The sequence below is a fragment of the Proteus sp. G2675 genome (assembly GCF_963886535.1).
In the GTDB taxonomy this organism is placed as follows: domain Bacteria; phylum Pseudomonadota; class Gammaproteobacteria; order Enterobacterales; family Enterobacteriaceae; genus Proteus; species Proteus mirabilis.
Map to the genome: position 1 here is coordinate 45,167 of NZ_CAWPCB010000036.1, position 24,626 is coordinate 69,792.

At 40.1% G+C, this 24,626-nt stretch carries 19 protein-coding genes; 6 read left to right on the forward strand and 13 right to left on the reverse strand.

Annotation, left to right across the window (positions count from 1 at the left end):
* Positions 1-29 precede the first annotated feature (29 nt).
* The 11 genes from pgk to AACQ49_RS11300 form a co-directional block, all read right to left on the reverse strand.
* Complete coding sequence (gene pgk, locus AACQ49_RS11250) at positions 30-1,193, reverse strand: phosphoglycerate kinase (protein WP_004247314.1); 1,164 nt, start codon at positions 1,191-1,193, stop codon at positions 30-32.
* Between the two features lie 102 nt (positions 1,194-1,295).
* Positions 1,296-2,315 (reverse strand): erythrose-4-phosphate dehydrogenase, encoded by a 1,020-nt coding sequence (gene epd / locus AACQ49_RS11255; protein WP_004244954.1) that lies wholly within the window; start codon positions 2,313-2,315, stop codon positions 1,296-1,298.
* A 258-nt stretch (positions 2,316-2,573) separates the two neighbouring features.
* Positions 2,574-4,568 carry a transketolase gene (gene tkt, locus AACQ49_RS11260; protein ID WP_004244955.1) on the reverse strand — a complete coding sequence of 665 codons (1,995 nt, stop codon included), beginning with the start codon at positions 4,566-4,568 and terminating at the stop codon, positions 2,574-2,576.
* A 336-nt stretch (positions 4,569-4,904) separates the two neighbouring features.
* Positions 4,905-5,351 (reverse strand): ParB N-terminal domain-containing protein, encoded by a 447-nt coding sequence (locus AACQ49_RS11265; RefSeq protein ID WP_004244957.1) that lies wholly within the window; start codon positions 5,349-5,351, stop codon positions 4,905-4,907.
* Between the two features lie 2 nt (positions 5,352-5,353).
* The gene (locus tag AACQ49_RS11270) at positions 5,354-6,481 is read right to left on the reverse strand and encodes an ABC transporter substrate-binding protein (RefSeq protein WP_004247313.1); all 1,128 of its coding nucleotides are present in this window, start codon (positions 6,479-6,481) and stop codon (positions 5,354-5,356) included.
* Positions 6,482-6,491: 10 nt separating this feature from the next.
* Positions 6,492-7,703, reverse strand: a complete 1,212-nt coding sequence (locus AACQ49_RS11275) for an MFS transporter (RefSeq protein WP_004252461.1) — start codon at positions 7,701-7,703, stop codon at positions 6,492-6,494.
* A gap of 1 nt (position 7,704) precedes the next feature.
* Positions 7,705-8,862: an NAD/NADP-dependent octopine/nopaline dehydrogenase family protein gene (locus tag AACQ49_RS11280; RefSeq protein WP_129623295.1), complete on the reverse strand. Its 1,158-nt coding sequence runs from the start codon at positions 8,860-8,862 to the stop codon at positions 7,705-7,707.
* On the reverse strand, positions 8,859-9,875 hold the full coding sequence (locus AACQ49_RS11285; RefSeq protein WP_004244961.1) for a PLP-dependent cysteine synthase family protein: 1,017 nt from the start codon (positions 9,873-9,875) through the stop codon (positions 8,859-8,861). Before AACQ49_RS11285 ends, AACQ49_RS11280 begins: the two co-directional genes overlap by 4 nt.
* Positions 9,876-9,886: 11 nt before the next feature.
* The gene (locus tag AACQ49_RS11290; RefSeq protein ID WP_129623296.1) at positions 9,887-11,290 is read right to left on the reverse strand and encodes a Y4yA family PLP-dependent enzyme; all 1,404 of its coding nucleotides are present in this window, start codon (positions 11,288-11,290) and stop codon (positions 9,887-9,889) included.
* An 11-nt stretch (positions 11,291-11,301) separates the two neighbouring features.
* On the reverse strand, positions 11,302-13,413 hold the full coding sequence (locus tag AACQ49_RS11295; RefSeq protein ID WP_161779049.1) for a TonB-dependent receptor: 2,112 nt from the start codon (positions 13,411-13,413) through the stop codon (positions 11,302-11,304).
* Positions 13,414-13,423: 10 nt separating this feature from the next.
* On the reverse strand, positions 13,424-15,307 hold the full coding sequence (locus AACQ49_RS11300; protein WP_049202930.1) for an IucA/IucC family protein: 1,884 nt from the start codon (positions 15,305-15,307) through the stop codon (positions 13,424-13,426).
* 212 nt (positions 15,308-15,519) lie between these two features.
* On the opposite strand from AACQ49_RS11300, the gene AACQ49_RS11305 reads away from it, so the two are divergent.
* Positions 15,520-16,356, forward strand: coding sequence for an HpcH/HpaI aldolase/citrate lyase family protein (locus tag AACQ49_RS11305; RefSeq protein WP_088206796.1), 837 nt, complete (start codon positions 15,520-15,522; stop codon positions 16,354-16,356).
* 70 nt (positions 16,357-16,426) lie between these two features.
* On the opposite strand, the gene AACQ49_RS11310 is transcribed toward AACQ49_RS11305, so the two are convergent.
* Positions 16,427-17,221, reverse strand: coding sequence for an ABC transporter ATP-binding protein (locus AACQ49_RS11310; protein WP_129623356.1), 795 nt, complete (start codon positions 17,219-17,221; stop codon positions 16,427-16,429).
* Entirely contained in the window at positions 17,221-18,201 is a 981-nt protein-coding gene (locus AACQ49_RS11315) for a FecCD family ABC transporter permease (RefSeq protein ID WP_231099027.1), read from the reverse strand. The genes AACQ49_RS11310 and AACQ49_RS11315 overlap by 1 nt, the downstream gene beginning before the upstream one ends.
* A gap of 703 nt (positions 18,202-18,904) precedes the next feature.
* Here AACQ49_RS11315 and AACQ49_RS11320 point away from each other — a divergent pair.
* The 5 genes from AACQ49_RS11320 to AACQ49_RS11340 all read left to right on the forward strand — a co-directional run bounded on the left by AACQ49_RS11320 (position 18,905) and on the right by AACQ49_RS11340 (position 24,517).
* Entirely contained in the window at positions 18,905-19,207 is a 303-nt protein-coding gene (locus tag AACQ49_RS11320; RefSeq protein WP_004244968.1) for a helix-turn-helix domain-containing protein, read from the forward strand.
* A 115-nt stretch (positions 19,208-19,322) separates the two neighbouring features.
* Entirely contained in the window at positions 19,323-20,078 is a 756-nt protein-coding gene (locus AACQ49_RS11325; RefSeq protein WP_004247303.1) for a hypothetical protein, read from the forward strand.
* A 98-nt stretch (positions 20,079-20,176) separates the two neighbouring features.
* Entirely contained in the window at positions 20,177-20,698 is a 522-nt protein-coding gene (locus AACQ49_RS11330; protein WP_004247302.1) for a CS1 type fimbrial major subunit, read from the forward strand.
* A gap of 151 nt (positions 20,699-20,849) precedes the next feature.
* Positions 20,850-23,261: a TcfC E-set like domain-containing protein gene (locus tag AACQ49_RS11335; RefSeq protein WP_004244972.1), complete on the forward strand. Its 2,412-nt coding sequence runs from the start codon at positions 20,850-20,852 to the stop codon at positions 23,259-23,261.
* Entirely contained in the window at positions 23,261-24,517 is a 1,257-nt protein-coding gene (locus AACQ49_RS11340; protein ID WP_004247300.1) for a hypothetical protein, read from the forward strand. The genes AACQ49_RS11335 and AACQ49_RS11340 overlap by 1 nt, the downstream gene beginning before the upstream one ends.
* Positions 24,518-24,626: the final 109 nt, after the last annotated feature.

The window sequence follows — 24,626 nt, forward strand, 5'->3', positions numbered from 1 at the left end:
TACACTCTACCTGTATGAGCGTGACTTAATTACTGTTTAGCGCGTTCTTCCAGCATAGCAACCGCAGGAAGTTTTTTACCTTCTACGAATTCTAAGAAAGCACCACCACCGGTTGAAATGTAAGAGATTTTATCTGCGATATCAAATAAATCGATAGCCGCTAATGTATCACCACCGCCAGCGATAGAGAAAGCATCACTATCAGCAATCGCTTTAGCAATCACTTCAGTACCTTTACGGAAGTTAGGGAATTCAAAGACACCCACAGGGCCATTCCACAGAATGGTTTTGGCGTTTTTCAGGATTTCAGCTAAACGTTCAGCCGTCACATCACCGATATCTAATACTTGTTCATCATCTTTGATGTCATTTGCTGATTTCAGTACAGCTGGCGCTGTTTCTGAAAATTCTGTCGCAACACGGACATCTGTTGGTACTGGAATATCGCATTTTTCCATTAATTTTTTCGCATCGTCAACAAGGTCTGCTTCATATAATGAACGACCTACAGAATGACCTTCTGCTGCGATAAAGGTGTTAGCAATACCACCACCAACGATTAATTGGTCAGCAATTTTTGATAATGAATCTAAAACTGTTAATTTAGTAGATACTTTAGAGCCACCAACGATAGCCACCATTGGACGCTCTGGTTTATCTAATGCTTTGCCTAATGCTTCAAGCTCTGCTGATAACAGAGGACCCGCGCAAGCGATATCCGCAAACTTAGCAACACCGTGTGTTGACGCTTGAGCACGGTGAGCCGTACCGAATGCATCCATGACAAAGACATCACATAATGCAGCATATTGTTTAGACAGCGTTTCGTCGTCTTTCTTTTCGCCTTTATTAAAACGAACGTTTTCAAGTACAACTAATTCACCTGCATTAACATCAACACCGTTTAAATAGTCTTTTGCTAGGCTAACGGGTGCAGATAATTTCTCTTTCAGATAGTCAACAACTGGTTTTAAAGAGAACTCTTCGTTGTACTCACCTTCAGTAGGACGGCCTAAGTGTGAAGTTACCATAACTTTAGCGCCTTGTTTTAAAGCCGCTTCAATAGTCGGTAATGAAGCACGAATACGTGCATCTGAAGTTACTTTTCCATCTTTCACTGGAACGTTCAGGTCAGCACGAATTAGTACTCGTTTACCGGCCAGGTCTAAATCGGTCATCTTAATTACAGACATGATGAATCCTCTCATTGATTCTCTAAAATTTAGTAATCTTCTGTTCAGTACCGCGCATTATCACATAATGTGCTATTGCTGAGTACCGTCATTAATACATGATTATTTAAAACCAGTTGCAGCCATAGCTAACGTCGTATCAAGCATTCGGTTAGCAAAGCCCCATTCATTATCACACCAGACTAACGTTTTAATCAGATGCTGCCCACTGACTCTTGTTTGTGTACCATCAACAATGGCACTATGAGGGTCGTGGTTAAAATCTGTTGAGACTAATGGCAATTCTGTGTAATCCACTATACCACGAAATGCGCCAGTTGCTGATTTTTGAATTAACTTATTGACATCTAACACATTTACAGCATTTTTTACCGTGACACTTAAATCAATTGCTGTCACATTAATTGTAGGAACTCGTACAGAAATTGCCTCGAAATGATCTTTAAATTTCGGGAAAATCCGTGTAATACCGGCAGCTAATTTGGTATCAACCGGAATAATCGATTGTCCTGCGGCTCGTGTACGACGTAAATCTTTATGATATGCATCAATAACAGGTTGATCATTCATCGCAGCATGGATTGTCGTCACTGTACCTGACTCTATACCAAAAGCATCATCCATCATTTTAATAATCGGGATAATACAATTTGTGGTACAAGAGGCATTAGAGACGATGCGGTGCTGTTTTTTCAGTTCATGTTGATTAACACCGAATACCACCGTAGCATCAAGATCTATCGTTCCCGGATGAGAAAAGAGCACTTTCTTTGCCCCTTGAGCAATATGCGCCTCACCATCGGCACGAGATCCATAAACGCCACTACAATCAAGTACCACATCAATACCTAACTCACCCCAAGGTAAGTCTGCAATATCGGCATGATGGAAAAGACGGATTGCATCATCACCCACTTGCAATAAGTCATTATTAACACGAATATCCCAAGCAAAGCGACCATGGCTTGAGTCATATTTAAGCAAATGAGCAATACCTGTCGCATCAGCCAATTCATTTATTGCAACAACGCTTATTTCAGCCCGCTTTCCAGATTCATAAAGCGCTCTTAACACATTACGCCCTATTCGACCAAAACCGTTAATAGCAACTCTAATTGTCATGTAACTTCCTTGATAACTCGTAATTACGCAACCGCCTAGAATAATCGAGCAATTGACTAATCAACAACGATAAATCAAGTAAAACTAAAAAATGTGCGGTCACCGACATTTTTAGCACAACTGAAACGGTTCAGCTTATTGGTATTCAGATTACGAGAAATGAGAGAAAATCGCAATAGCAAAAAAAGGGGGAAGCATAAAAAAAGAGCACATCTGAGAAATTATTCCCAAAAATGTGCTCTTGTTAACATTTATTGATTATTTAAGTAGAGTTTTTGCCTGTGTAACCACATTTTCAACAGTAAAACCAAACTCAGCAAACAGTTCGTTTGCAGGAGCAGATTCACCGAAGCTATGCATACCGACAATCACACCATCAAGACCAACATATTTAAACCAGTAATCCGCGATACCCGCTTCAATAGCAACACGAGCTTTAACCGCTGCAGGTAATACTGCTTCACGATAATCAGCATCTTGTTTATCAAATGCATCTGTTGCTGGCATTGAAACCACACGGACTTTACGGCCTTCTGCTGTTAATTGATCGTAAGCATTAACAGCTAATTCAACTTCAGAACCCGTAGCAATAAAGATAAGTTCAGGTGTACCGTCACAATCTTTCAGGATATAACCACCCTTCTCGATATTAGCCAGTTGCTCTGGAGTACGTGGCTGTTGAGCAAGGTTTTGACGAGAGAAGATGAGCGCAGTTGGACCATCTTTACGCTCAACAGCGTATTTCCATGCTACTGCTGACTCAACTTGGTCACATGGGCGCCATGTACTCATATTTGGTGTTACACGCAGACTTGCCATTTGCTCAACAGGTTGGTGAGTAGGACCATCTTCACCTAAACCGATAGAGTCATGGGTATAAACAAAGATACTGCGGATTTTCATCAGTGCAGCCATACGTACCGCATTACGTGCATATTCCATAAACATCAGGAAGGTAGCGCCGTAAGGAACAAAACCACCGTGTAATGCAATACCATTCATAATGGCAGACATACCGAATTCGCGAACACCATAATGGATGTAGTTACCGGCTTTATCTTCATTTAATGCTTTAGAGCCAGACCACATAGTTAAGTTACTTGGTGCAAGGTCAGCAGAGCCACCCATAAACTCAGGTAAAACTTTACCAAACGCTTCTAATGTATTTTGTGATGCTTTACGGCTAGCAATACTCGCTGGGTTATGTTGCAACTGCTCAATAAAGGCTGTTGACTCTTTTTCCCAATTTGCAGGTAATTCGCCAGACATACGACGTTTAAATTCAGCTGCTAATTCAGGGAATTGTGCTGCATACTCAGCAAATTTAGCGTCCCACGCAGCTTCTTTTGCTTTACCAGCTTCTTTAGCATCCCACTCTTTGTAGATCTCTTGTGGAATTTCAAAAGGACCATACTCCCAGCCCAGAGCTTTACGAGTTTCTGCAATTTCTGCATCACCTAATGGTGAACCGTGAGAATCGGCAGTGCCTGCTTTATGAGGAGAACCAAAACCAATGGTGGTTTTGCAAATTAACAGTGAAGGCTTATCAGTAATTTGTTGTGCGGTTTCAATCGCAGCTTTAATACTCGCTGCATCATGACCATCAATACCACTAATAACATGCCAGCCATACGCTTCGAAACGTTCAGCAGTATTATCAGTAAACCAACCATGTACTTTACCATCAATAGAAATGCCATTGTCATCGTAAAATGCAATCAGTTTACCTAACTGTAAAGTACCTGCTAAAGAGCATACTTCGTGAGAGATACCTTCCATCATACAACCATCACCCATAAAGGCGTAGGTGTAGTGATCTACGATATCGTGACCAGGACGGTTAAATTGAGCCGCTAATGTGCGTTCTGCGATCGCAAAACCTACTGCGTTAGCAATCCCTTGACCTAAAGGACCCGTGGTAGTTTCAACACCTGGGGTATAACCATATTCTGGGTGACCCGGTGTTTTAGAATGCAGCTGACGGAAATTTTTTAGATCATCTAAAGAAACTTGATAACCAGACAGATGTAATAAGCTATAAATCAGCATTGAAGCATGGCCGTTAGATAAAACAAAACGGTCACGATCTGCCCAGTGAGGATTAGTTGGATTATGATTTAAAAAATCACGCCATAATACTTCTGCAATATCAGCCATGCCCATAGGTGCACCAGGGTGCCCTGATTTGGCTTTTTGCACTGCATCCATGCTTAAAAAACGGATCGCATTTGCAAGGGTTTTACGAGTGGTCATTTTCTACTCCAAGTCGGATAAAAAGCATCTAGATAGCTGATTCTCTCAATGCGGGCAAAAAACCGCAATATAAAAAATCCACAAAGGTGGCTATCGTAATCAGTGAAAATCAATAATTCTTTGATTTAAACAGCATTTATTACGATAAACGCGGGAAATAACATTACACCACCACATTGTTGCGCAACAAAAATGAAAAATGACTTTTATTTGCGCAATTAAGAAGTATCTTATTAAACCTTAGCTTGATATGACTAATCAAGCTAAAATTACGTTGCTGTTTTATCCATCAAATCAAATAAATACTAAGCTATTTAATTTTCCCGCTGTTAATGGTCACCTACCAACACCTAACTTGAAAACATTCAGATGATTACTGGCTATTTTTTCAACTAACTGTTCAAGCGGAAAATTAACGGCCGGAAGGCTTGGAGAAAATAGATGTCGAGTAGTTTTATAAGGGAAAATATTACCTTGCTTTAATATCTGCTCCCTTATTCTTAATGGGCTAAACGCTCGTCCATTCTGCCAATCATACACAGTTATGCGTGTATCAGTGTAATCAAGCAACACACAAGGAATATAAGTGAGAGCAAGATGATGAGCGACTTGATACCTATGATTACCGTCCATAATAATTCCGGTCTCTTTTTCAATGGGTATAGGTGTTGTCCATCTTTGGCAACGGACTATTTCCTTAGTTAAAGCTTCAACATGAGCCATGTTGACTTCTTCTGAAGGACGGAGCAAGGCAATGGGATATAACACGACATCATACTCCATATTTACCTCCCCTCTTTTTCCAAATCAATCATATATCCCGGCTGATATGAGATGGGTAGAAATTCTTGATGTAAACGACGGAATGTGTCATCAGGATCAAGATCAGCAAATAATTGGGGATGTATCCACTTAGCTAGCTGCTGGATAGCAATAACATCATAGGGACTATTATAAAACTGATGCCAAATAGCAAAAAATGCGCCACGACGGCGAGCGTTACTATCAACATAAGCAGGGCGAGTCGTAAACCATGCGAGTCGGTGTTTTGATTGTTGAATATTAATCCCCGGCCCAAGTGGGATCCACTTTCCACCCGGCACAAATGCCTGAAAATTGCCGCTGGTAATAATCACAATATCGGGATTTGCAACAACCACTTTTTCTGGATTTAGCGTAAAAAAGGTTCCCGGAGCAAGATTGTCGGCAATATTATCCCCCCCCGCTATTTTAACAAAACGGCCAAAACTCCCTTTACCAAAGGTCATACAGCACTCTTCTGAATAACCCCCAAGACGCTCTAAAAATACTTTTGGCAATGCCCCCTGTAATTGTTCAACTCGAGATGTCACTCGTTGTAACTCTTTATCACGGAATGTTAAATAAGCTTCTGCGCGATCTGGTTGGCCAAATAATTTACCAAATAACGTCACTGTTGGAGGAATGTGTGCAATAGGATCATAGCGAAAGTCGACATAAACAATGGGAATACCCGCTCGGGCTAGTGCAGCTTCGTGTCCAGCATCAACAATAGTATTGCGTGCGTCCATATTCATGATGATGACATCAGGTTGCAGATTAATCGCCTGCTCTATATCAAACGTTCCTTGTTCGCTGCCACCAAAGGTAGGGATTTTTGCCAACTGTGGAAATTGTTGTCGGTACTGTTGCCATGTGGCCGGATCGGACTGTATTAAATCTTTTCGCCAAGCGACTATCCTTTGTGCTGGATTTTCTTTATCAAACATAGCCACTAAATAAAGCTGTCGTCCTTCCCCCAAAATGACGCGCTGTACCGGTAATTTGACATTCACGGTTCTGCCAAGTAGGTCAGTAACAGGTGTTACAACTTGCTGTGAGTAAGCCATTGATGAATACAACAATACAATAGAAAATATAAATCGTAATATCATGATTAATAACCTATTTTTGGTTAGTGTTTTTTGAAGAGTAACTCATTTTCAGCGTAATAATTAAAGTAATGCAATACATCACCGCCACACACAAAAACAACGTGGTCAACCCAGGCCAAACAAGTATTCCGCCCCCCAGTGCAATGCCAACCATAGAGGCAAACTGGCTAATACTTTGCACCAGTCCCAAAATATAACCCTGTTTACTTTCAGCGGTTGAGCGAGATATTAATGCGGTTAATACTGGCGTTGTTGCCCCAAGAAGAATGCCCCACAAAAAATAAAGTCCGATAAACCAGCTTATTTCTCTTACTGCTGCTAGCAGTAAGGTCACAATAAAACATCCCGCAATGATCCCCACCATTCGATAGAGTGCATGAGATATGTTGTGTGCTTCAAACCATCTTGCCCAGAGGGAGGCTGAGACAATCACACCTGTAGCCTGCAATCCGTAAGCGACCCCTGTTAACCAGTTAGGGGCATTAAATACGCTACTGACATAAAGAGAAAAAGGGGTTTGTGTGATCATGCGGCTCATTAATAACAAACCCAGTACGGTAAGTAAGCCAACAATGACGCTGTGGTTAATTGATGATATCGCTTTTGCTTTATTTGTTGAGGAAGTGACGCAATTGGATGAAGCGTGGCGCGGTAAATCATTCGGTAATATGAAAAAAACCAGTAGTGCACATAACGTACAAATGATAAATGCCCCGAAGTTTATCCAAAAGAAACTCAGTAAATCGAGGATGGCCCCACCAGCAATGGCACCAGCTAACGATCCTGCATTGGTAGATACTTGTAACCATGCCAAAAGCCGAGTACGTTGTGCTATGGGGATCATGGCAATACCATAAGCTTGAGCAGGTGCAATATACCCCGCACAAGTTCCCTGTAAAAAGCGTAGTAGCAGTATTACCCAGACATCATTGGCAAAAGCGAGCCCCAATTGCGTTAATGCAAGCCCCATCAGTGCACGGATCATCATCACTTTATTGCCAGTTTTATCGCCTATTCGTCCCCAAAAGGTACTGGTTAGCATAACGCCCAACATAGGTGCGATATACACGCCGGTTCCCACGATACTCAGTAGCTCTGTCGACGCCATGCTTTCGAGATGAAGCGGCCAAAAAGGGCCACTCATTTCCATGGCTCCCATTGAGAGTAGCTGTACGATAAATAAAAACTGGACAATAAAAATGACACTGCCGGTAACACGCATACTATTTCACCCTTATTATTGGCCAATCCATTGGGATCTGAGGGTGAGGCAGATTTCCTCCCATATAACCACAACACCAATCATATATTTCTCTTATATAGGGTGTTGGTACTCGAAGACGTTCCCCAAGAGCAACAAGAAGCGCTAGTCCATAGGCAATGTCTTCCTGAAAAACTCGATGTTGTTTGTCAAAAATATAACCATGGGATTGGGTTGTAGAAATAAGAGGTAAAGGAATACCCTGATAGGCCTTATTCGTTCGTAACACACTGAGTAATGTTCGCGGATCAGCAATTGAGTCCGCATATGCGGCTACTATTTCCTGCTGTAATGGTTGCACGGAACTGAGATTAATCCCCAATACAATTTCTGCTTTATTACATAACGCTTGATTCTCCCTATCACAGCGGGCAAGAAAATAGGCCCCCAACTCAGGGCAATCGTCCCACCAACATGGAATGCTCTCAAAAGGCCTATTGTGCCACTGTCCCCATGGACCGATAAGGCCATAGATAACAGAGCTGTGCATAATAGGATTTCCTGGCGTTAGGGTAATTTCTAGATAATCGGTCAGTAGCGTAATAGGTGAGTCATAAAGTTGTTTGAGGTAATTGAGAAGAAGATTGGCATATTGCGGTTTTTCTCTTCCATGCACAGCTACATAGAGTTGTGATTTTCCGCCCCCCATTCTGACACTTTTTCCCGGTTGCAGATCAAATGCAATATGGGGAACATCTTTCATTCCCCATATAACAATATTGGGTGCATCGCCTAACGTTTTTTCAGCCAGCCAGTCAAAGCCAGCAAAACCGGGAATGGCGCCCACAAAGATGTTTTTATGTTTCGGCAGTATTGGCGCCATACGTTGAAGTAAACTTTCACGTACATGACTTGGTGTCGTAATAATGATGATATCTGCCTTAGAGCACGCCTCATCAATGGCTTCTGTCATCCTAACCGAACCGGTTTTAATAACTTGACCATCAGGCATCACCGCCTGAAGTTGATGATCATTTTCTTTATATGCTGTCACAGTTTCTGAGCGACTGCTGTAAAGAGTGACGTCAATCGCAGGATTTAAGCTAAATAAAATTGCCGCAAGATGCCCTGTACGACCGGCTCCACATAGTGTTACTCTCAATTTCTCATTTGGGATCATCTGCTATCCCCCAAACAAGTTGGCAAAGAAAACCAATTATCAAGTTGTTCCCAGACTGACTCCGATATTAGATTTCGCTCTTTAAGCCATGTGTCATTAAAAATCGTCTGCAGATATTTTTCACCACCATCGGCCATAGCAAGTGCAACATTTCCGCAAATTGTACTGTTATTAATCAACTCCAGCGCTTTATATACCACTCCCCCTGTAGAGCCACCAACCAGTAAACCAAAACGACGAGCAAGGTAACGAGCCGTTTCAAAAGCACATACATCAGAGACTTGTTCGCCATAATCAATACAACTGTAATCCAACACTAACCCCACTGTATCGCCTTGTGGGGTGCCTGTACCTGATTGATAGTATGGTTTACCGGGTTTTCCGAATACGATGGAGCCTTCCGGCTCTACGGCAATGGTTACAAGTTCTGGATTATGAACCCTTAATCCATGGGCTATCCCTGTCATAGAGCCCCCCGTACCTACACATCCAACCCACGCATCAATTTTGCCTATCTGACTAATAAGTTCACGTACCAGATCTGCATATCCTCCCGCATTGGCTGCATTATCTGATTGATTCATAAAGATAGCGCCGGGAATTTCATTGGCGATTTCAGCCGCCATACGTTGGCGTTCCACAACAGCAACTTCATTTTCACCATAGTCGCCTTTAACGTAGCGGATCTCAGCACCCAAAGCGCGCATGATAGCAATTTTATCTTGGGCAGCATGGTGATCGACCACCGCGATAAATCGAAGCCCAAATTCGATAGCAGCGATTGCCAACCCAATGCCAGTATTTCCTGATGACGACTCCACAATTGTACTACCAGGCTTGATCTTTCCAGATTTCAGTGCCGCAACAACCATATTTCTCGCCATGCGATCTTTCATACTGCCTCCGGGATTATTTTTCTCCACTTTGATATAAAGACGCGTATCCGATTGCAGCAGCGGTAATTGAATGATAGGAGTATTACCAATTAAATCAGTTACTTTGCTAAAAACCATATTAAAAGTCCTTAATTATCAATGGTAAATATAGGTTTTTGATGTGAGTTTATGACCGCAGTTAATCTTGTGGGCAACGGATGCCGATGAAATTGATTTTCCAGTAAATCCATTTGGTAACCTGCGGTATTAGCAAATATCAGTAAATCACCTGGCTTTGGTAGGTGTGCAAAAGCGATCAAACGATTGGTGATAACATCGTCGTCCAAACAGCTATGGCCCGCAATCCAAGCATTTCCAGCAGAAGAAAGTGGCTGATGGTTATTTTGATAAATATGGAGAGGATCACTTAAGAATTCAGAATTAAACCACGTTTCACATGCGCTAAAACTAGTTCCTTCGACAAAAATAACATGTCCGACATGATCATATGGACGAACTCGACAGACACGAAATACACTGATCGCACTTTGATTAACCAAGCTCCTTCCGGGTTCAAGGCAAAGTGTTAATCCTTCCTCAATTAATGCATCACAAACTCTTTTACCTGTGGGATCGACTCCGGTTAGAAACTCAGTGAGCCAGCCTTGGGCATTTATCTCTCCACCATATGGATAGAAAGAATCAGGAATTCGTCGAGTACGATAGTCTTTATGTGTTTGCGTAGAGAGCCATTTCTTATAACAATGACTGTCTACATACTGAACAGGTAACCCTCCCCCAATATCGATAATATAAGGGGAGTAACCCAAAGCACGTGCGTAGCTAATCAAGGGTAAGGTATCAAAAAAAGCCTTGATCCTAGATACCGAAGAGTAACCACTAAGATGGAAATGGAATCCATCAACCTTTACTTGGTCACTATAATTAAGTTTCTCAAGTGCTGTCATGATCTCAGCGGATGACATACCAAAACGACTGATATGATTAGACTCAGGACGAAAACGCAGCAATATACTTATACGTCCTGATGGACTTATCCACCTTGTAGCAAGGTGGATAAGCTCGTCCATTTCCTCAATAGAATCAATAACAATCCGTGCCCCTTGCACTATTAACGCCTGTAAAAACGCCGTTGTTTTTGCAGGGCCTGTGGCACACAACTCTGTACCTTTACATCCCGCACAAATAGCATCATTGAGTTCATATAGGCTAGATACATCCGCCCCAGTTCCCGCAGCAACAGCGGCTTGTAATAATGACTGTGATTTATTGACTTTAACCCCATAATACAAATTGGTTTGTATACCAAATGTTTTGGCGACTTCGACCATGGCATTAACGTTCTGCTCCACGGTATGAGGCCAGACAATATTAAGGGGTGAACCATATATCTGTGTTAAATGAACAAGGGTATCAGGGGATGTCTCCAACCAACGGATAATAACCGGATCGATATAAGGGGGTAATACTTGAGTTATAGCGATCTGCCAAGATTCATTTGCTCGGTAATAAGTATTTAACAACGAAGACATATGGAACCCTCTTAGAAATCAACACTTACCGAGGCAAGGAAAGTACGTGGTGCTCCCTGTGCAATAGTGGTATATGACGCGACACCAGACCAGTAATGGTGATTAAATAGATTCTGTACATCAAAACGGAAAGTGGTAGGCGCACCATACACACGTGTTTTATAGGAGGCTCCCATATCTACCGTTGTCCAAGAATTGATAGACTGTGTATTTGCCTGATTGACATATTGCTTTGCGCTATAATTGACATAACTGTTTAATGACAATCCATGCAAAATAGGAAGGTCATATTCCACTCCCACATTTGCTTGTAGAGGAGAAACGCCAACGGGTTTGTTACCACGGATATCAGATTTAGGCGATTTGATAAGTTTGGCATCAATAAGAGAAAGATTGCCTGAGATTTGTAAATTATCCAGCACCTGCGCTGAAAGGTTAACTTCAACGCCACGATTTCGCTGCTCACTATTAGCATTAAATATATTATCAGTGCTGTCGATAGCACCACTAGGCTTGGTTATCTGGAAAACAGCCAAACTGCTTTGTATTCCCGCGTTATCATACTTAACCCCAACTTCGTACTGTCGCGAGCGATAAGGACGCATCACTTGGCCGGCATTTTTTGCAAAACTCGGGGCTATATCGCCTTTGCTTAACCCTTCAATATAGTTGGCATAGAGCGAAACAGACTCTAAAGGATGGTAAACCAGCCCCAACATTGGCGTCACCGCTGATTCATCATAACTGGCCGAACGCTGTCCATTAGCCATAAAGTTATCGGCTTGCACTCTTTGCAAACGTATCCCGGGGATAATATCCACACTGCCATTCAATATGGTCATGATGTCCGAAACGGCAAAGCTAGTTAATTGACTAGAAGATACTTTGGGAACGCTTGCTGGAGACGATGGTAGGGTAACATCGACTTCTGATGGTGAATAAATATTAGAAATCACCTTTTGTTTTCCTACATTACCCGCAACAGCAAGACGGTCATGATAATAGCTGGCCTGTAATGTCATCTGATGATCAATAGCGCCCGTTGAAAAATAACTTCTGACACCGGTTTCAAAAATATAACGATGTACATTAAAGCGATAATTAGTGATTGCCGATTCAACATCTCCATTGTCGTTAATAATCTTTGGGGTTTGCTCAGAGATACGTGAAACGATTGAACGACCACCACCGGCATTCATGAAGAGTGTTAGATTATCGTTAAGCTCGTATGAACTGTGCAGTAATACGCCCTGATCGCGGGTGTTCCACCACATCCCTTTTTGGGCAATATTGCGTCGACCATTAGGGGCCTTAGGAACATCGATACCCGCTAAGACAATAAAAGGACGATTAGGTGATTTGACATATTGATATTGATCGAATAAATCAACTGAAACGGTGAATCCATCTTTTCCATAGTCAAGAGCGAGTGCACCTAATGCCGTTTTTTTATGAGTATTATCAAGCGCCAGATCTCCACCACTACCACCACCATTAAATCGGACGCCCCACATTTCACCGTCTGGGGTTACCCACAATTTACCTACATCTATATAGGCACCAAGTTGATTATCAGATCCCCAAGTGGTAGTAATCTGTTTAGTTCCCTGACGAGTAGGTCTTTTCGTCACCGCGTTAACAACACCGCCAACCCCGCCATTGGGGGAGATACCATAAAGCCCCGCCCCAGGCCCTTTTAGTAATTCTATTCGCTCTAAATATTGAGGTAATAACTGATAATTTGGCGCTACACCATAAACACCATTGAGGGCAACTTCACCAATATTGCCTTCCCCGATAGGGAATCCTCGGATCATAAAGGAATCAAGAATACCACCTGACGGAGATGTCACTTGAACGGATGGATCATCTTTTATTACATCGCCAAGTGTTTTAGCCTGTCGTTGCTCAATATATTTCGAGGTATATCCCTTAATACTAAATGGAATATCTTGGATATCTTTATTTCCCAATAAACCTATGTTGGCTTGTTGTGATAACCTACCTTTAGTTTGGGGGTTAACGCGCTCTGCGTTAACAATAATTCTCTCTTCCGCGCTGACGAAATCAGGAATTAAACTTGCTGCAATAGTCAATGCTAAAAAATGTTTGTTTGTGATCATTATTATTCTCTCAGATCTTAGAGTTATCTACTTGTTCACCAGCTAACGGATTGTTAAGTCCATGCTGAAGACGGTAATCAGTATATTGCTGTAAATGCATGCTCATTAATGAGCGGGTATACCAAGGGTGGTGGAGAAAATGTTCACGCTCTTTGTGCCAAAAATCCGCCTCTACTCTGGGTTGAAGTGCTTTAAACACAAGTTCAAGCTCTTCGCCGATCACAGTCCATATGCGGGTATCAGGGATGTCATAAAGTTGAGTTAAACAAAGCGCAATTTCATGTAAATGGCTGACAAGACAAGCATCTACAACGAAGGTTCTGACAGGTTCAATATCATCTTCAAACACCGTGGGTAAAATGCCGGGCCAGATATAAGGTTGAAGCTCATATCCTTGCTGACGCAGTGCTGGAGCCCAACTGCGTCCATCACCAAAATCACGAATAAGCATGGTGACCGCACGACCGGAATCATCAAATAAAACTTGCGTATTTTGTTGGTGTGCCTCAAGGGCAATGCCATAAATTAAATACATCGCTAAAACGGGTTTCAGTATGACTTTGGTATAATTACGAAACCATGTTTCAGGTAAGTCGCCTGATAATGCGATCAGCTCGCTAATAAGGGGTTGGGGTTTATGTGGGAGCTCAGTAAATAATGATGCAACTGTGATAGCGATTAAATTATCGTTTCTTTCCCATGCTTGCGTATCACGAAATACAACCGAGAGAAACTTACCTTCAGCGTCATCCATACGCACGTTATGACGAAAATGCCACGCCACTTCTTCTCGGAAAAAGTCCAGCTTGCCATCAAAATCCTTATCCACCCGCAAAATATCCTCAATAATCGTACTAATACGTGGCCCCATATGAATAGATTTGGCTTGAAGGCTGCGCATTTCGCTAGTCATCCAGATAGCAACAGGTAATTTGATAAAAGGTGATTTAGATGCGGTAGGAAGCATGGTTCTAAACGACATGGATGCCGCGGTCTCAAGTTGAGGGCCTAATGGTAGAAGAATGCCTTCATCTATTTCTTTTGAGAAATGCTCAATGATCCAGTGTTCAAGATGCCAAGGATGCAGAGGAATAGGTAACCATTTTTGTGGGTTTTGATGTTGACTTGTAAGCCACTCACACCATTTATTCCAAACGGTTGGAAAAGCCGATGAAAACCATTGATGGATATCCTGAATATGGGGCATCTTCTCACAATAAACCATATCGGTTTGTATGGCTGCGATGCGCAGATTAACTCGTGCACCAAATTCAGCTGATAGTGCGACAATATCATCATCGCTTAAACCGGGTCTAGACTTCCAAGTTGGGTAATAAGAATGACCTTCAAGAGCGCCCCACTGATCGAGAAAAGTTGCACCATCACGCCGACTGTAATGACGTGTTATCCATTCAATAAAACAAGATGTTCCCTCTTGTGCCATCTCATTAGAAATCGTATCCCGCCACTTTGACCGATGTGCTCTAGCTAATCGATCATTATGGATACTGTTTGCTACATCTTTATTGAATTTTGTCATTCCCTCCGTTGTAGGGGTGAAACTAAGTTCGTTTTTCAGTATCCCCATAAGTTCTTCATGGGATTGCACCATTCGGTGGTGGCCATCCATTGATTTAAGGATAATATCACCGCGATTAATAACGGTATTTGCAGGAAAAACGGTCGTTTGATTAAATTGAAGGATATGTATCCCATCAGAAAGCGGGTACTTAACGTTATTTTCATCATTGAAAACTTGCAGTTTATTATCATCCAATAATTTTTCTGCAAAAAGACAGCGAATGATACGAGCAAGGGCATTACGTGTTGAAAAATCTGTTTGTATAGCAGTTTGTTGCCCTGCAATACTCTTTTTCTCTACCGTCTCCATCATTTTTCTCCCAAAGAATAAGGCTTAAACAATTAATTTAAATTTATCTATCTTGGGGGGTTACTTAACCTTTTTTTACTTTTTCGAGCGTCTTGAAAAAGGTTGATGAGTAAGCTACCATCAGAAAATGATGATGTAAATAATAATCAATCTCATTCTCATAATTATTCGTTTTTATGGAAGATACATTATATTTATTACTAAGGTAGGTAAATATGAACGAAGAGATTAGCTATCTGTTTGTCCCTGCTAATAAAAAAGTTATGATTTCCAAAGCGTTAACTTATGGTGCAAATGCGATCATTCTTGATCTTGAAGATGCAGTTCATCCTGATGAAAAACCGCTCGGACGTGACAATATTCAAAATTGGCTAACGACAATAAATAACACCATCGTTAACACCAGTATATATATCAGAATAAATCATCCTAAAGAGAAAGAATTTAAAAACGATGTTGATCTATTAAATTCATTAAATGAAACGCTAATGACAGGAGTAATGATCCCAAAACTGGAAGATGCGGAAATACTTTCCTATATAAAATCAAAACTTCATCTGGCTATATCAAAGCGACCCTTTATAGGCATTATAGAAACAGCGCGTGGAGTGCACCATTGTGAAGAGATTGCCAATAGTGGTGTAACGAGATTAGCATTCGGCTCATTAGATTACTCACTAGATATTGATTGCCAACAAACAGCAGAAGCGTTGCTATACGCAAGAAGCCGAATCGTTATCGCTTCACGCATTGCCAACCTTATCTCCCCTATTGACTGTGTCACCCCTGAATTTTGCACACCTAATACATTATTAATGGACGCCAACCATGCTCGCGCTCTTGGATTTGGCGCTAAACTCTGTATTCATCCGGATCAAATAGATACTGTTAATAAGGCATTTAAACCTACTGAGGAAAAAATTAAATGGGCGCAAGAAGTGGTTAAGCAATCAACAGCCAGTTATGCTTTTCAGATTAATGGGGAGATGATTGATTTACCTTTAATAAAACAAGCCACCCGTATTATCAATGGTAAATATAAACCAAATTGAATCTATCAAAGACCACCCAAATAAGTATAGTCATCATATCAAATACAATTATTTGAGTGGTTTAAAAATGCTATATATCATTTATCCTCCCATCAATTAATACCTGGGGATGGCCTCTAGAGCATCGTTCAATACGGGCGCTAACGCGATAAACATCGGCGAGTATTTCTGGTGTGATCACCTCAGTTGGTAAACCATTGGCAACTAACTCCCCATTTTTAAGCATTAATACATGCTCTCCATGGCGTAATGCAATATTAATATCGTGAACAACAACCACAGTAATCATATTACGTTTCTTGGTTTCTCTCGCGATTAATTCCATCACATGAAACTGATAATTAAGATCGAGTGCGCTAAGTGGTTCATCTAGCAATAATAAACTTGGTCGTCGAATTAGTGATTGAGCAAGCCCCACCAATTGTTTTTGCCCACCGGATAATTCGTCAAGATATCGCATAGCTAAATGTGAAATTCCCAGTTGTTCTAATAGATCTATAACTTCACCATTCGCTGAATGAGAACGATGTTCACCTAAAGCTCGTCTTGCAACCAGAATTGACTCCAAGACACTCAAATGAACACCCGCAGGTAGAGTTTGTGGCAAATAAACTACCTGCTCTGCTCGTTTAGAAAAAGAGAGGGAGAGTAATTCATCATCACCAAGAAAAAGCTTTCCTTGTGCGCTATTAAGGCCAGCAAGCGCCCTTAACAACGTCGATTTACCACTGCCATTAGGCCCCAAAAGAACCGTAATTTTCCCTCGTGGAAGCAGTGAGACCGTTAATTCTTTAATTATTTCTCGCTTCGCATATCCCGTAGAAAGCTTTTCAATACGCAACCCAGCATTCAATCCCGTATTCATTATATTCTCCCGCGATGACGCAAAATGATACTAACAAAGAAAGGGATACCCACAAGAGAAGTCACAATTCCCACCGGAATAATCACACCAGATAAAAGGTTTTTGGAGACTAAAGAAGCTATCGATAATACCAATGCACCAATAAGGGCACTTGCGGGCAAATAAAAACGATGATCTTCGCCAACCGTCATCCGAGCAATATGAGGTGCGACTAATCCAATAAAACCTATTGGGCCAACAAATGCCACCGCCAAGGCAGAAATGATGCTAATACGAAGTAATGTTGTTAGGCGTAAGCGTCTGACGTTGATCCCAAAGCTCATCGCACGATCTTCCCCTAGACGAAGTGCCGTCAGTTTCCAAGCATTCATCAATGACAAGGGGAAGATAATCACTAATACAACCAATAAAATGTATAACTTATCCCACGATGCCCGATTAAGGCTACCCATTGTCCAGAACACTAATCCCTGAAGCGTATCTTCGTTAGCGATAAATTGCATAATGGAAACAGCAGCATTAAAAGTAAACACTAACGCTATGCCAAAGAGAATAATTCCAGAGGTAGAAACTCGCATCCAACGTGAGATAAAGTCCAGTAACAACGTTGCCAGTAATGCGAAAATAAACGCATTAACTGAAATAAACCACTGAGCAGGAACCCCCGGAATACCAATCCCTAAAACAATCGCTAAAGCAGCACCAAAAGCAGCGGCAGAAGAGACGCCAAGCGTAAAGGGACTTGCCAGCGGGTTATTGAGTATAGTTTGCATTTCAGCACCCGCTAACCCGAGTGACATTCCAACGACAACCGCCATAAGGGAGTAAGGTAGCCTGATATCCCACACAATAACCCGAGTGCCAGCATCGGCAGTTTCTGGCGATATTAGTGTATTCCACAGTTCAGTCAGCGATAATCCTGAAGGCCCTAAAGTAAAATCAAGGATCAAAACGCTACATAACACGCCCCCTAATATCATTAAGTAAAAGAAACGACGAAGTATCTGTCGCTGATATTCCTTCACTACCCTTGCTTTTGTTGTTTTACTTGAGTGTTGTTTAGACGCTCTATTTTCGCTCATTGAATGTTAGCCTGTTAGTTACCCCACGCTAGGTATAAGCGATATTATAGCAAGCTAATGCGAATTAAAACTATAACGATAATAGTTACTATTCTCAATAGCAAGATGTAATAGGTAAAATAAAGCTACCAGTTGATATGAATTGCTCTTATTTAATAGCAAATAAAACTTAAACATTTCAACAGATACTTTATTCATCACTAAAGCTCAATTACCCATGATGATCCTATAGCTAATGACTAGCCCAAAAAACAACTAAAATGAGTAATGTGTCACATACCATTGCATCATATGAATTAATATTTCAATTATAATATAATAACTAGAGTTATAATTTCTTTGCGTATCTTTATATGCTATAAAAAACTATTTTAAAATCATAAAGTAAAATATTAAAAGGCAAAAAAATATTGATATAAACGATCGATAAAACACACAATGATAGTTAAAAGCTATCAAAAAAGACAAAACAGATCGTTTTAAACTATTTCCACTGCTGGCTAATTTACCCTACCCTTTCCTTCCAACAACCCAGATGCTTACCCTAATAATTTAGGTATACCCTTTATTTTATTTCAAAAAAAACAGGTGAAAGGTGTTAATGAAATATAATACAGTAAACATAAATGTTCGTGTTGGTTCATTTATTCGAAGACATAGGACACTACTAGGTATCTCAGGGAAAAGCCTAGGAAAAAAATTAAATCTTTCCCAACAACATATTTCTCGATTAGAACGAGGACAAACAAATTTTACAATCGAAATTATTTTATATTTATTAAATGAATTGGATAAGACAATATTTGATTTAGTTGCTGAGGTATTTTATGAAGATCCCGGTGAAATTTTAACTGAATACCAGCGTCAACAACAATTCAATACTGAATTAACACTAATAAACTAGACTGCATTTAACATCAATCTATTTTACTGGAATTAATTTAAGTCTTAATATGATTTAAATTTACTATTTATATTATTTTGAATTATTATTTAATTACATAAAGATTGGATTATATATGCTTAAACGTCTTAACTTTATTTTAATTTATTCTGTATTATCATTAATAAGTATAACAACATCAGTCTATGCTTCACCTTCTATTGGCATTGGTAGTATGTATGATGTTTTTACACCAGAAACCCAAAGCCTCACCAAGCGCGTATATAACACAGGAACATCTACTGCGTTTGTTCGTGTTGAGATATTGGAAATTGATGCTGATCCAAAAATGAATCAGCGTGAATCAGCACAAAAAGAAATTAAAGAAGGTTCATTAACGCAAGAACGGCTGATTGTCTCCCCATTGAGATTAATTATTCCACCATCAAGTTTTCAGTCAGTCCGCATACTATGGCCAGGGGATAGAGAAAAAGAACGTTATTTTAGAATTCGTTTTACTCCCGTTCTTCCTGAAGAAAATGATGGTTTTGGAATGAGCAAAGATGAAATAACACAATACAAAAAAAACGCATTGGATGTGGGAGTTAATGTGTTAACTGGCTACGGCAGTGTGGTTGTGATGCAAGCTAAAAATCCCTTATTTAATACCGTTATTGATGACACAAATAAACAAATTTCAATAAAAAATAAAGGAAACGCCACCATTATATTGGATAATATCCGTTATTGTGAAAATATAAAGTCACACTGTGAGAATAAAGCGCGAGAAATTATCTTACCAGGAAGAGAATTTGTTCTACAAAAAAAAATAAATAATAAAATTGACTTTGTATTAATCGAAGGTGATAAATCTAACACGTTTAATTATTAATATTAATCTAAACAACTAATTTAAATTTCAGTAATCGCAAATAAATAGAGTTTATTTGTTTTAATTTTTATCAATCATAATATATGAGGTATTTCTAAATGTTAAAAAGATCATTATCCATTATATTTCTATCTTGTGGCGCCTTAGGTTCAATGGTAGCTCACGCAGCAGATGAACAACGCTATGCTATCGATTTAACGGCAACTATTCCTACAGAATCTTTTCAGGTTATCCCTGTTGAGAGTGGTTGGATAAACCAAACACAAGAAATGGCTTTCGATTTAGGCACCCGTAAATTACAAGATTTCACCAAGCAATTTCAATATAAAAACACCTCTGGGGGTATTCAAGCAACTTTAACAAATACTGACTCAAAGGGTACCGCAATCTTATCAAATGGTAATGATACCATTCCATTAGCCGTCATTTTTAACGGCGTAACACTCAGTAAAACGCCTAGCACTGTAGTTAATGCTGATGATGCCAAAACAGGCGGTCGTACCAACCTTCGTATTACACAACAAACTGATACCCCTCTAACAGTAACAGGCTCTTTTACAGGCCAAGTAGCCATGGTTTTTGAGCCTGTAGTTGAGACTCCAGTTGAGCCTGAAAGCTAATAAATTATTCAACTAAGGGGGCTCTTTAGAGCCTTCCTTCTTGTTACCTAGGCTAACCACATTTCGTTCTGATAAGAATATTTTTGTGCTTATTAAGCATCGGAACGCTTTTGTTACATAAGTATACAGTGATTTAGTGAGTATATGTGATATGAAAGTATTATTTGCATTAATGTTAATACCAGAAATCGCCTTAGGATCAAGTGTATTCCTGGCAAATAATACAATAAAAATACCGAGTGAATTTAAGCAATATTTTTATAACTCAGAAATTGTTTCTCAAGTGTATCTTAATGATTCTCCCCTTTTTGAAGCTGTCTTTTCACTTCATGAAAATGGACAAATTAATCTCTTGAGAATTTTAGATGAAGAACCTGATATTAAACCGCAAGTTAAAAATGAATGGGCTGAGATTTTACAAAAAGGCATCTCATTAGGTGCTTGTGATGCTTCCTGCCCCGCAGGACTCGTCTCTGCTGAATATCGACTAGATAATTCTTCATTAAAATTATTTACTTCGCACTATGAAACTGAACAAGTAAAAAGTGATTATATCTATTTGCCTAGCGCTTTGCCAAATGGTGTCATTATGCACAATAATTTGTCAGCCGTTTCAGTGCATTCAGCAAAGACCTGGAATTTTAGTTCATCCGTAATTTCATCTCTTTTCGGCTGGACGCAAAATATATCACTACAGTCCTATGGCTCTAGTCAGGCCAACCAATCACAAGAAACCAATATTTATGCGCTATACACCCAAAAAGAATTAGCCGGTAGCTTTATCCGCTTGGGCATTTTTTCTCCAGATACGGATAAAGGAAATGTCGAAACCAACGGATTTAATACAGGCTCTGTCGCCGGAGTGATGTGGGGAACATCAAATGCATTATTGATAAATAACGAAAGTGTCAGTGCCTCCCCTATTTATATCACGGCCGCCAATCAAGGGATCGCAGAAGTATGGCTAGATAATCGGCTCATCTATTCACAACAACTGCAACCTGGCATGCAAGCCATTGACACACGGCGTTTACCTAGTGGTATTTATAACATAACAATTAATACCCTTGAAAATGGTAAAGTTGTGGATACTCAAACGGCTCAAGTATACAAACCGCTAGGGTGGCAAAACCCTAATCAAAAATGGCGTTTGAATTTATGGGGAGGACAAAAAAAGGATTTAGTTCTTAGTAGTAAGAATACAACTGAAAATGATAGCGCATTTATTGGTGGCGGAGCCATAGATTACTTATTCACCCCCCGTGTCATTTTAGGAAGTAGCCTCTTGATATCGGCTGATAACTATCAACTCAGTGCAAGATCAAATATAACATTATCTTCTGATGATAGTTTTTTTGCTCAATACACCCTGACTAATGAAGATACCCGAAAAAATTCAGGCGTGGATTTACGCTATTACCGAACACTTTCACCGGGGAATTCAATGAATGTATTTTGGCGTCGAACTTCCAATCAAAATTATCGTTTAACAGAGTCGTCTCAACAAGTAGGAAATACTTGGGGAGCTTCACTATTCACCCAATTACCTTGGTCTAGCTCACTGACATTGAATGGACAATATATGAAAACCCCATCAAGAGAAGGAGTTGAGATTGATACCGCATTGACAACAAAAGCGATTTTGGCTAATCGAGATGTTAATTTTCGGTTAAGTGCGTATGACCGCCCCGGGTTTAATCAAAAAAATCGGGAACAGGGTGTGGCACTAGGCGTCAGCCTGTCAGTAATGCCGAGTGCAAAACATACTTTATCAGTAGATGCAGGTATTAACGATAGCAATAGTTATTCTAGCCTAAATTACCAATGGCAACCCCAAGATGAAGGGGCTGTTCGTTGGTTAGGTGCAGGAATATCACAAAGTAGTGAAAATACACTCATTAGCGGTAACGGCGCCTTGGAAAGTCGAACACTTAGTGGTGATGCATATGTCCAGCATTACGTGCAAGACAAAAGCACAACAACGGGGATCAACATAAGTCAAACACTGGTGTTGGGTGAAGGAAATTTTGCGGTGAGTAGTGGCGAACGCAGTTTAGGGATGGAATCGGCATTTATCGTTGACTTAGAGTCAGATGATCCCGATATGCAAATTGTCGCCTCAGACAGTATCAAAGAAACAAAATTATTTCAGGGACGAAATATCATTCCTACTGATATCTGGAAAAATGAGCCTATTCATTTTTACAGCATGGGTACAAATAACGGCAAAGTTTTTCCTGAGTATGAATCGATAAATATGAACCGGGGTAGTGTGAAATATTTAAAATTAAAAGCCGTCAAAACAACAGTGCTGGTGGCAATGCTACAAGATAACTTTGGTCAAATATTAAAGCATCGTCAGGTTACTAGTGATATCAGCAGTGGGATTATTAATGCAGAAGGCGTTTTGACATTAGATTCAGGTATTAATAACCAAAAATTAACGGTCTTAGGCAATAGTCAATCACCGGCGTTATCGTGTCAATTACCTGATGTCCTATCACCAGGAAAAGACGTACAGTTTTTCCCAGTTATTCATTGTTCACCAATAGGAGATATGTAATGCGCTATTATCATTACATTCTTGGCACTGTTATGCTCGCAATGAGTGCGGTTGTTAATAGTGCAACGATTAATTTAACCGCAAAATTCACCCCCGCAATAAATAACAGTAATAGTGATGGTATTTTTACAAATACAACCCCCAGAAGCGGATATTGTTCTCGATGGCCAAAATATTGCGATGCTAATGATGTCAGTGTTTATTTGCCGTTAACAACAACAATTTCATATCCTATTGTTGCTAAAAATAAACCTCGTGAAGGTGCTTACTTTAATTTTCCTAAAACCCCTAGAATACTTACAGTAAGAAATCAGAATACTGGTGAAACATTTGACGTTATATTTAGGGTTACTAGTTATTCTTCACAACTTACAACAAATAGCAGTTCATCTAGTTGGGATGAAGGCAAAGATTTTAGCGCACCTCGGGGAGGGGGCTGTACTTTTTATACTCCTTCATGGGGAGGAGGGTCAGGCTCAGGAAGCTGGATCCAATTTATTTGGAAAACATCAAACAACACTTCACCCTGTTATAAAATAAGTACCATAAACAGAACCGAACCTCACCGATTTTATGACATGAGCATGGGTTATTCATTAGTGGCTAAAGATAACTTATTAACCGTAGGATCAGGAACCTATAAAGGGAAATTATCATTTACTGTAGGACCAGGAGGCGACTTTGATTTTGGCGATAATTACCAAGCCAGTGACAGCGTTGTTGATATCAATCTTATTCTTTCTGTTAATCATGATTTAATCGTCACTACAACGCCTGAAAGTCGTGCGTTATCATTGCAACCTTGTAGCGCAGGTAAAATTTGTACCGAAGAGCAAGGAAAGCAAAACTGGGAACGTTGGATGATAACGAAAATTACACCTCAGCTTACTGCTCGAAGTGATTTTTTACTGTCTTCAACAGGTGCATTTACGACTTATATACAATGCCAATATGTTCACGGTGAAAATTGTGCCATAAAAAGTGACAATAATGGTCAACTGGTTCCAGTAAAAGCGTATTTGAGCTTACCAAATAATATTATTAATCAGAAAACCAATAGCACGGTTACACGTGCGCTAATGCCAATCCATAAGGATATAGTAAATAATACGTTTTTAACAAAAGATATTGGAAGTAATCGTAAGGGGAATATTGATTTTCTGGTAGCGCAACATGATGTCGATAAAATGCTTTTAACAAGACCTGATACTTACCGTGGAACGGTTACTATTATTTTTGACCCCCAAATATATTAGGATGACCATAAAAATGGTGAGATTATCAATACGAAATATCCAAATCTAAGTAAGCCAATAATGGTATTCCATCATAACCTAAAAAAAAACGCCATGCTAATCAATAGCA

Excerpts from the sequence above, each read along its gene's own strand:
- pgk (WP_004247314.1), bottom strand. The coding sequence starts at position 1,193 with ATGTCTGTAATTAAGATGACCGATTTAGACCTGGCCGGTAAACGAGTA.
- epd (WP_004244954.1), bottom strand. The coding sequence starts at position 2,315 with ATGACAATTAGAGTTGCTATTAACGGTTTTGGTCGAATAGGGCGTAAT.
- tkt (WP_004244955.1), bottom strand. The coding sequence starts at position 4,568 with ATGACCACTCGTAAAACCCTTGCAAATGCGATCCGTTTTTTAAGCATG.
- AACQ49_RS11265 (WP_004244957.1), bottom strand. The coding sequence starts at position 5,351 with ATGGAGTATGATGTCGTGTTATATCCCATTGCCTTGCTCCGTCCTTCA.
- AACQ49_RS11270 (WP_004247313.1), bottom strand. The coding sequence starts at position 6,481 with ATGATATTACGATTTATATTTTCTATTGTATTGTTGTATTCATCAATG.
- AACQ49_RS11275 (WP_004252461.1), bottom strand. The coding sequence starts at position 7,703 with ATGCGTGTTACCGGCAGTGTCATTTTTATTGTCCAGTTTTTATTTATC.
- AACQ49_RS11280 (WP_129623295.1), bottom strand. The coding sequence starts at position 8,862 with ATGATCCCAAATGAGAAATTGAGAGTAACACTATGTGGAGCCGGTCGT.
- AACQ49_RS11285 (WP_004244961.1), bottom strand. The coding sequence starts at position 9,875 with ATGGTTTTTAGCAAAGTAACTGATTTAATTGGTAATACTCCTATCATT.
- AACQ49_RS11290 (WP_129623296.1), bottom strand. The coding sequence starts at position 11,290 with ATGTCTTCGTTGTTAAATACTTATTACCGAGCAAATGAATCTTGGCAG.
- AACQ49_RS11295 (WP_161779049.1), bottom strand. The coding sequence starts at position 13,413 with ATGATCACAAACAAACATTTTTTAGCATTGACTATTGCAGCAAGTTTA.
- AACQ49_RS11300 (WP_049202930.1), bottom strand. The coding sequence starts at position 15,307 with ATGATGGAGACGGTAGAGAAAAAGAGTATTGCAGGGCAACAAACTGCT.
- AACQ49_RS11305 (WP_088206796.1), top strand. The coding sequence starts at position 15,520 with ATGAACGAAGAGATTAGCTATCTGTTTGTCCCTGCTAATAAAAAAGTT.
- AACQ49_RS11310 (WP_129623356.1), bottom strand. The coding sequence starts at position 17,221 with ATGAATACGGGATTGAATGCTGGGTTGCGTATTGAAAAGCTTTCTACG.
- AACQ49_RS11315 (WP_231099027.1), bottom strand. The coding sequence starts at position 18,201 with ATGATATTAGGGGGCGTGTTATGTAGCGTTTTGATCCTTGATTTTACT.
- AACQ49_RS11320 (WP_004244968.1), top strand. The coding sequence starts at position 18,905 with ATGAAATATAATACAGTAAACATAAATGTTCGTGTTGGTTCATTTATT.
- AACQ49_RS11325 (WP_004247303.1), top strand. The coding sequence starts at position 19,323 with ATGCTTAAACGTCTTAACTTTATTTTAATTTATTCTGTATTATCATTA.
- AACQ49_RS11330 (WP_004247302.1), top strand. The coding sequence starts at position 20,177 with ATGTTAAAAAGATCATTATCCATTATATTTCTATCTTGTGGCGCCTTA.
- AACQ49_RS11335 (WP_004244972.1), top strand. The coding sequence starts at position 20,850 with ATGAAAGTATTATTTGCATTAATGTTAATACCAGAAATCGCCTTAGGA.
- AACQ49_RS11340 (WP_004247300.1), top strand. The coding sequence starts at position 23,261 with ATGCGCTATTATCATTACATTCTTGGCACTGTTATGCTCGCAATGAGT.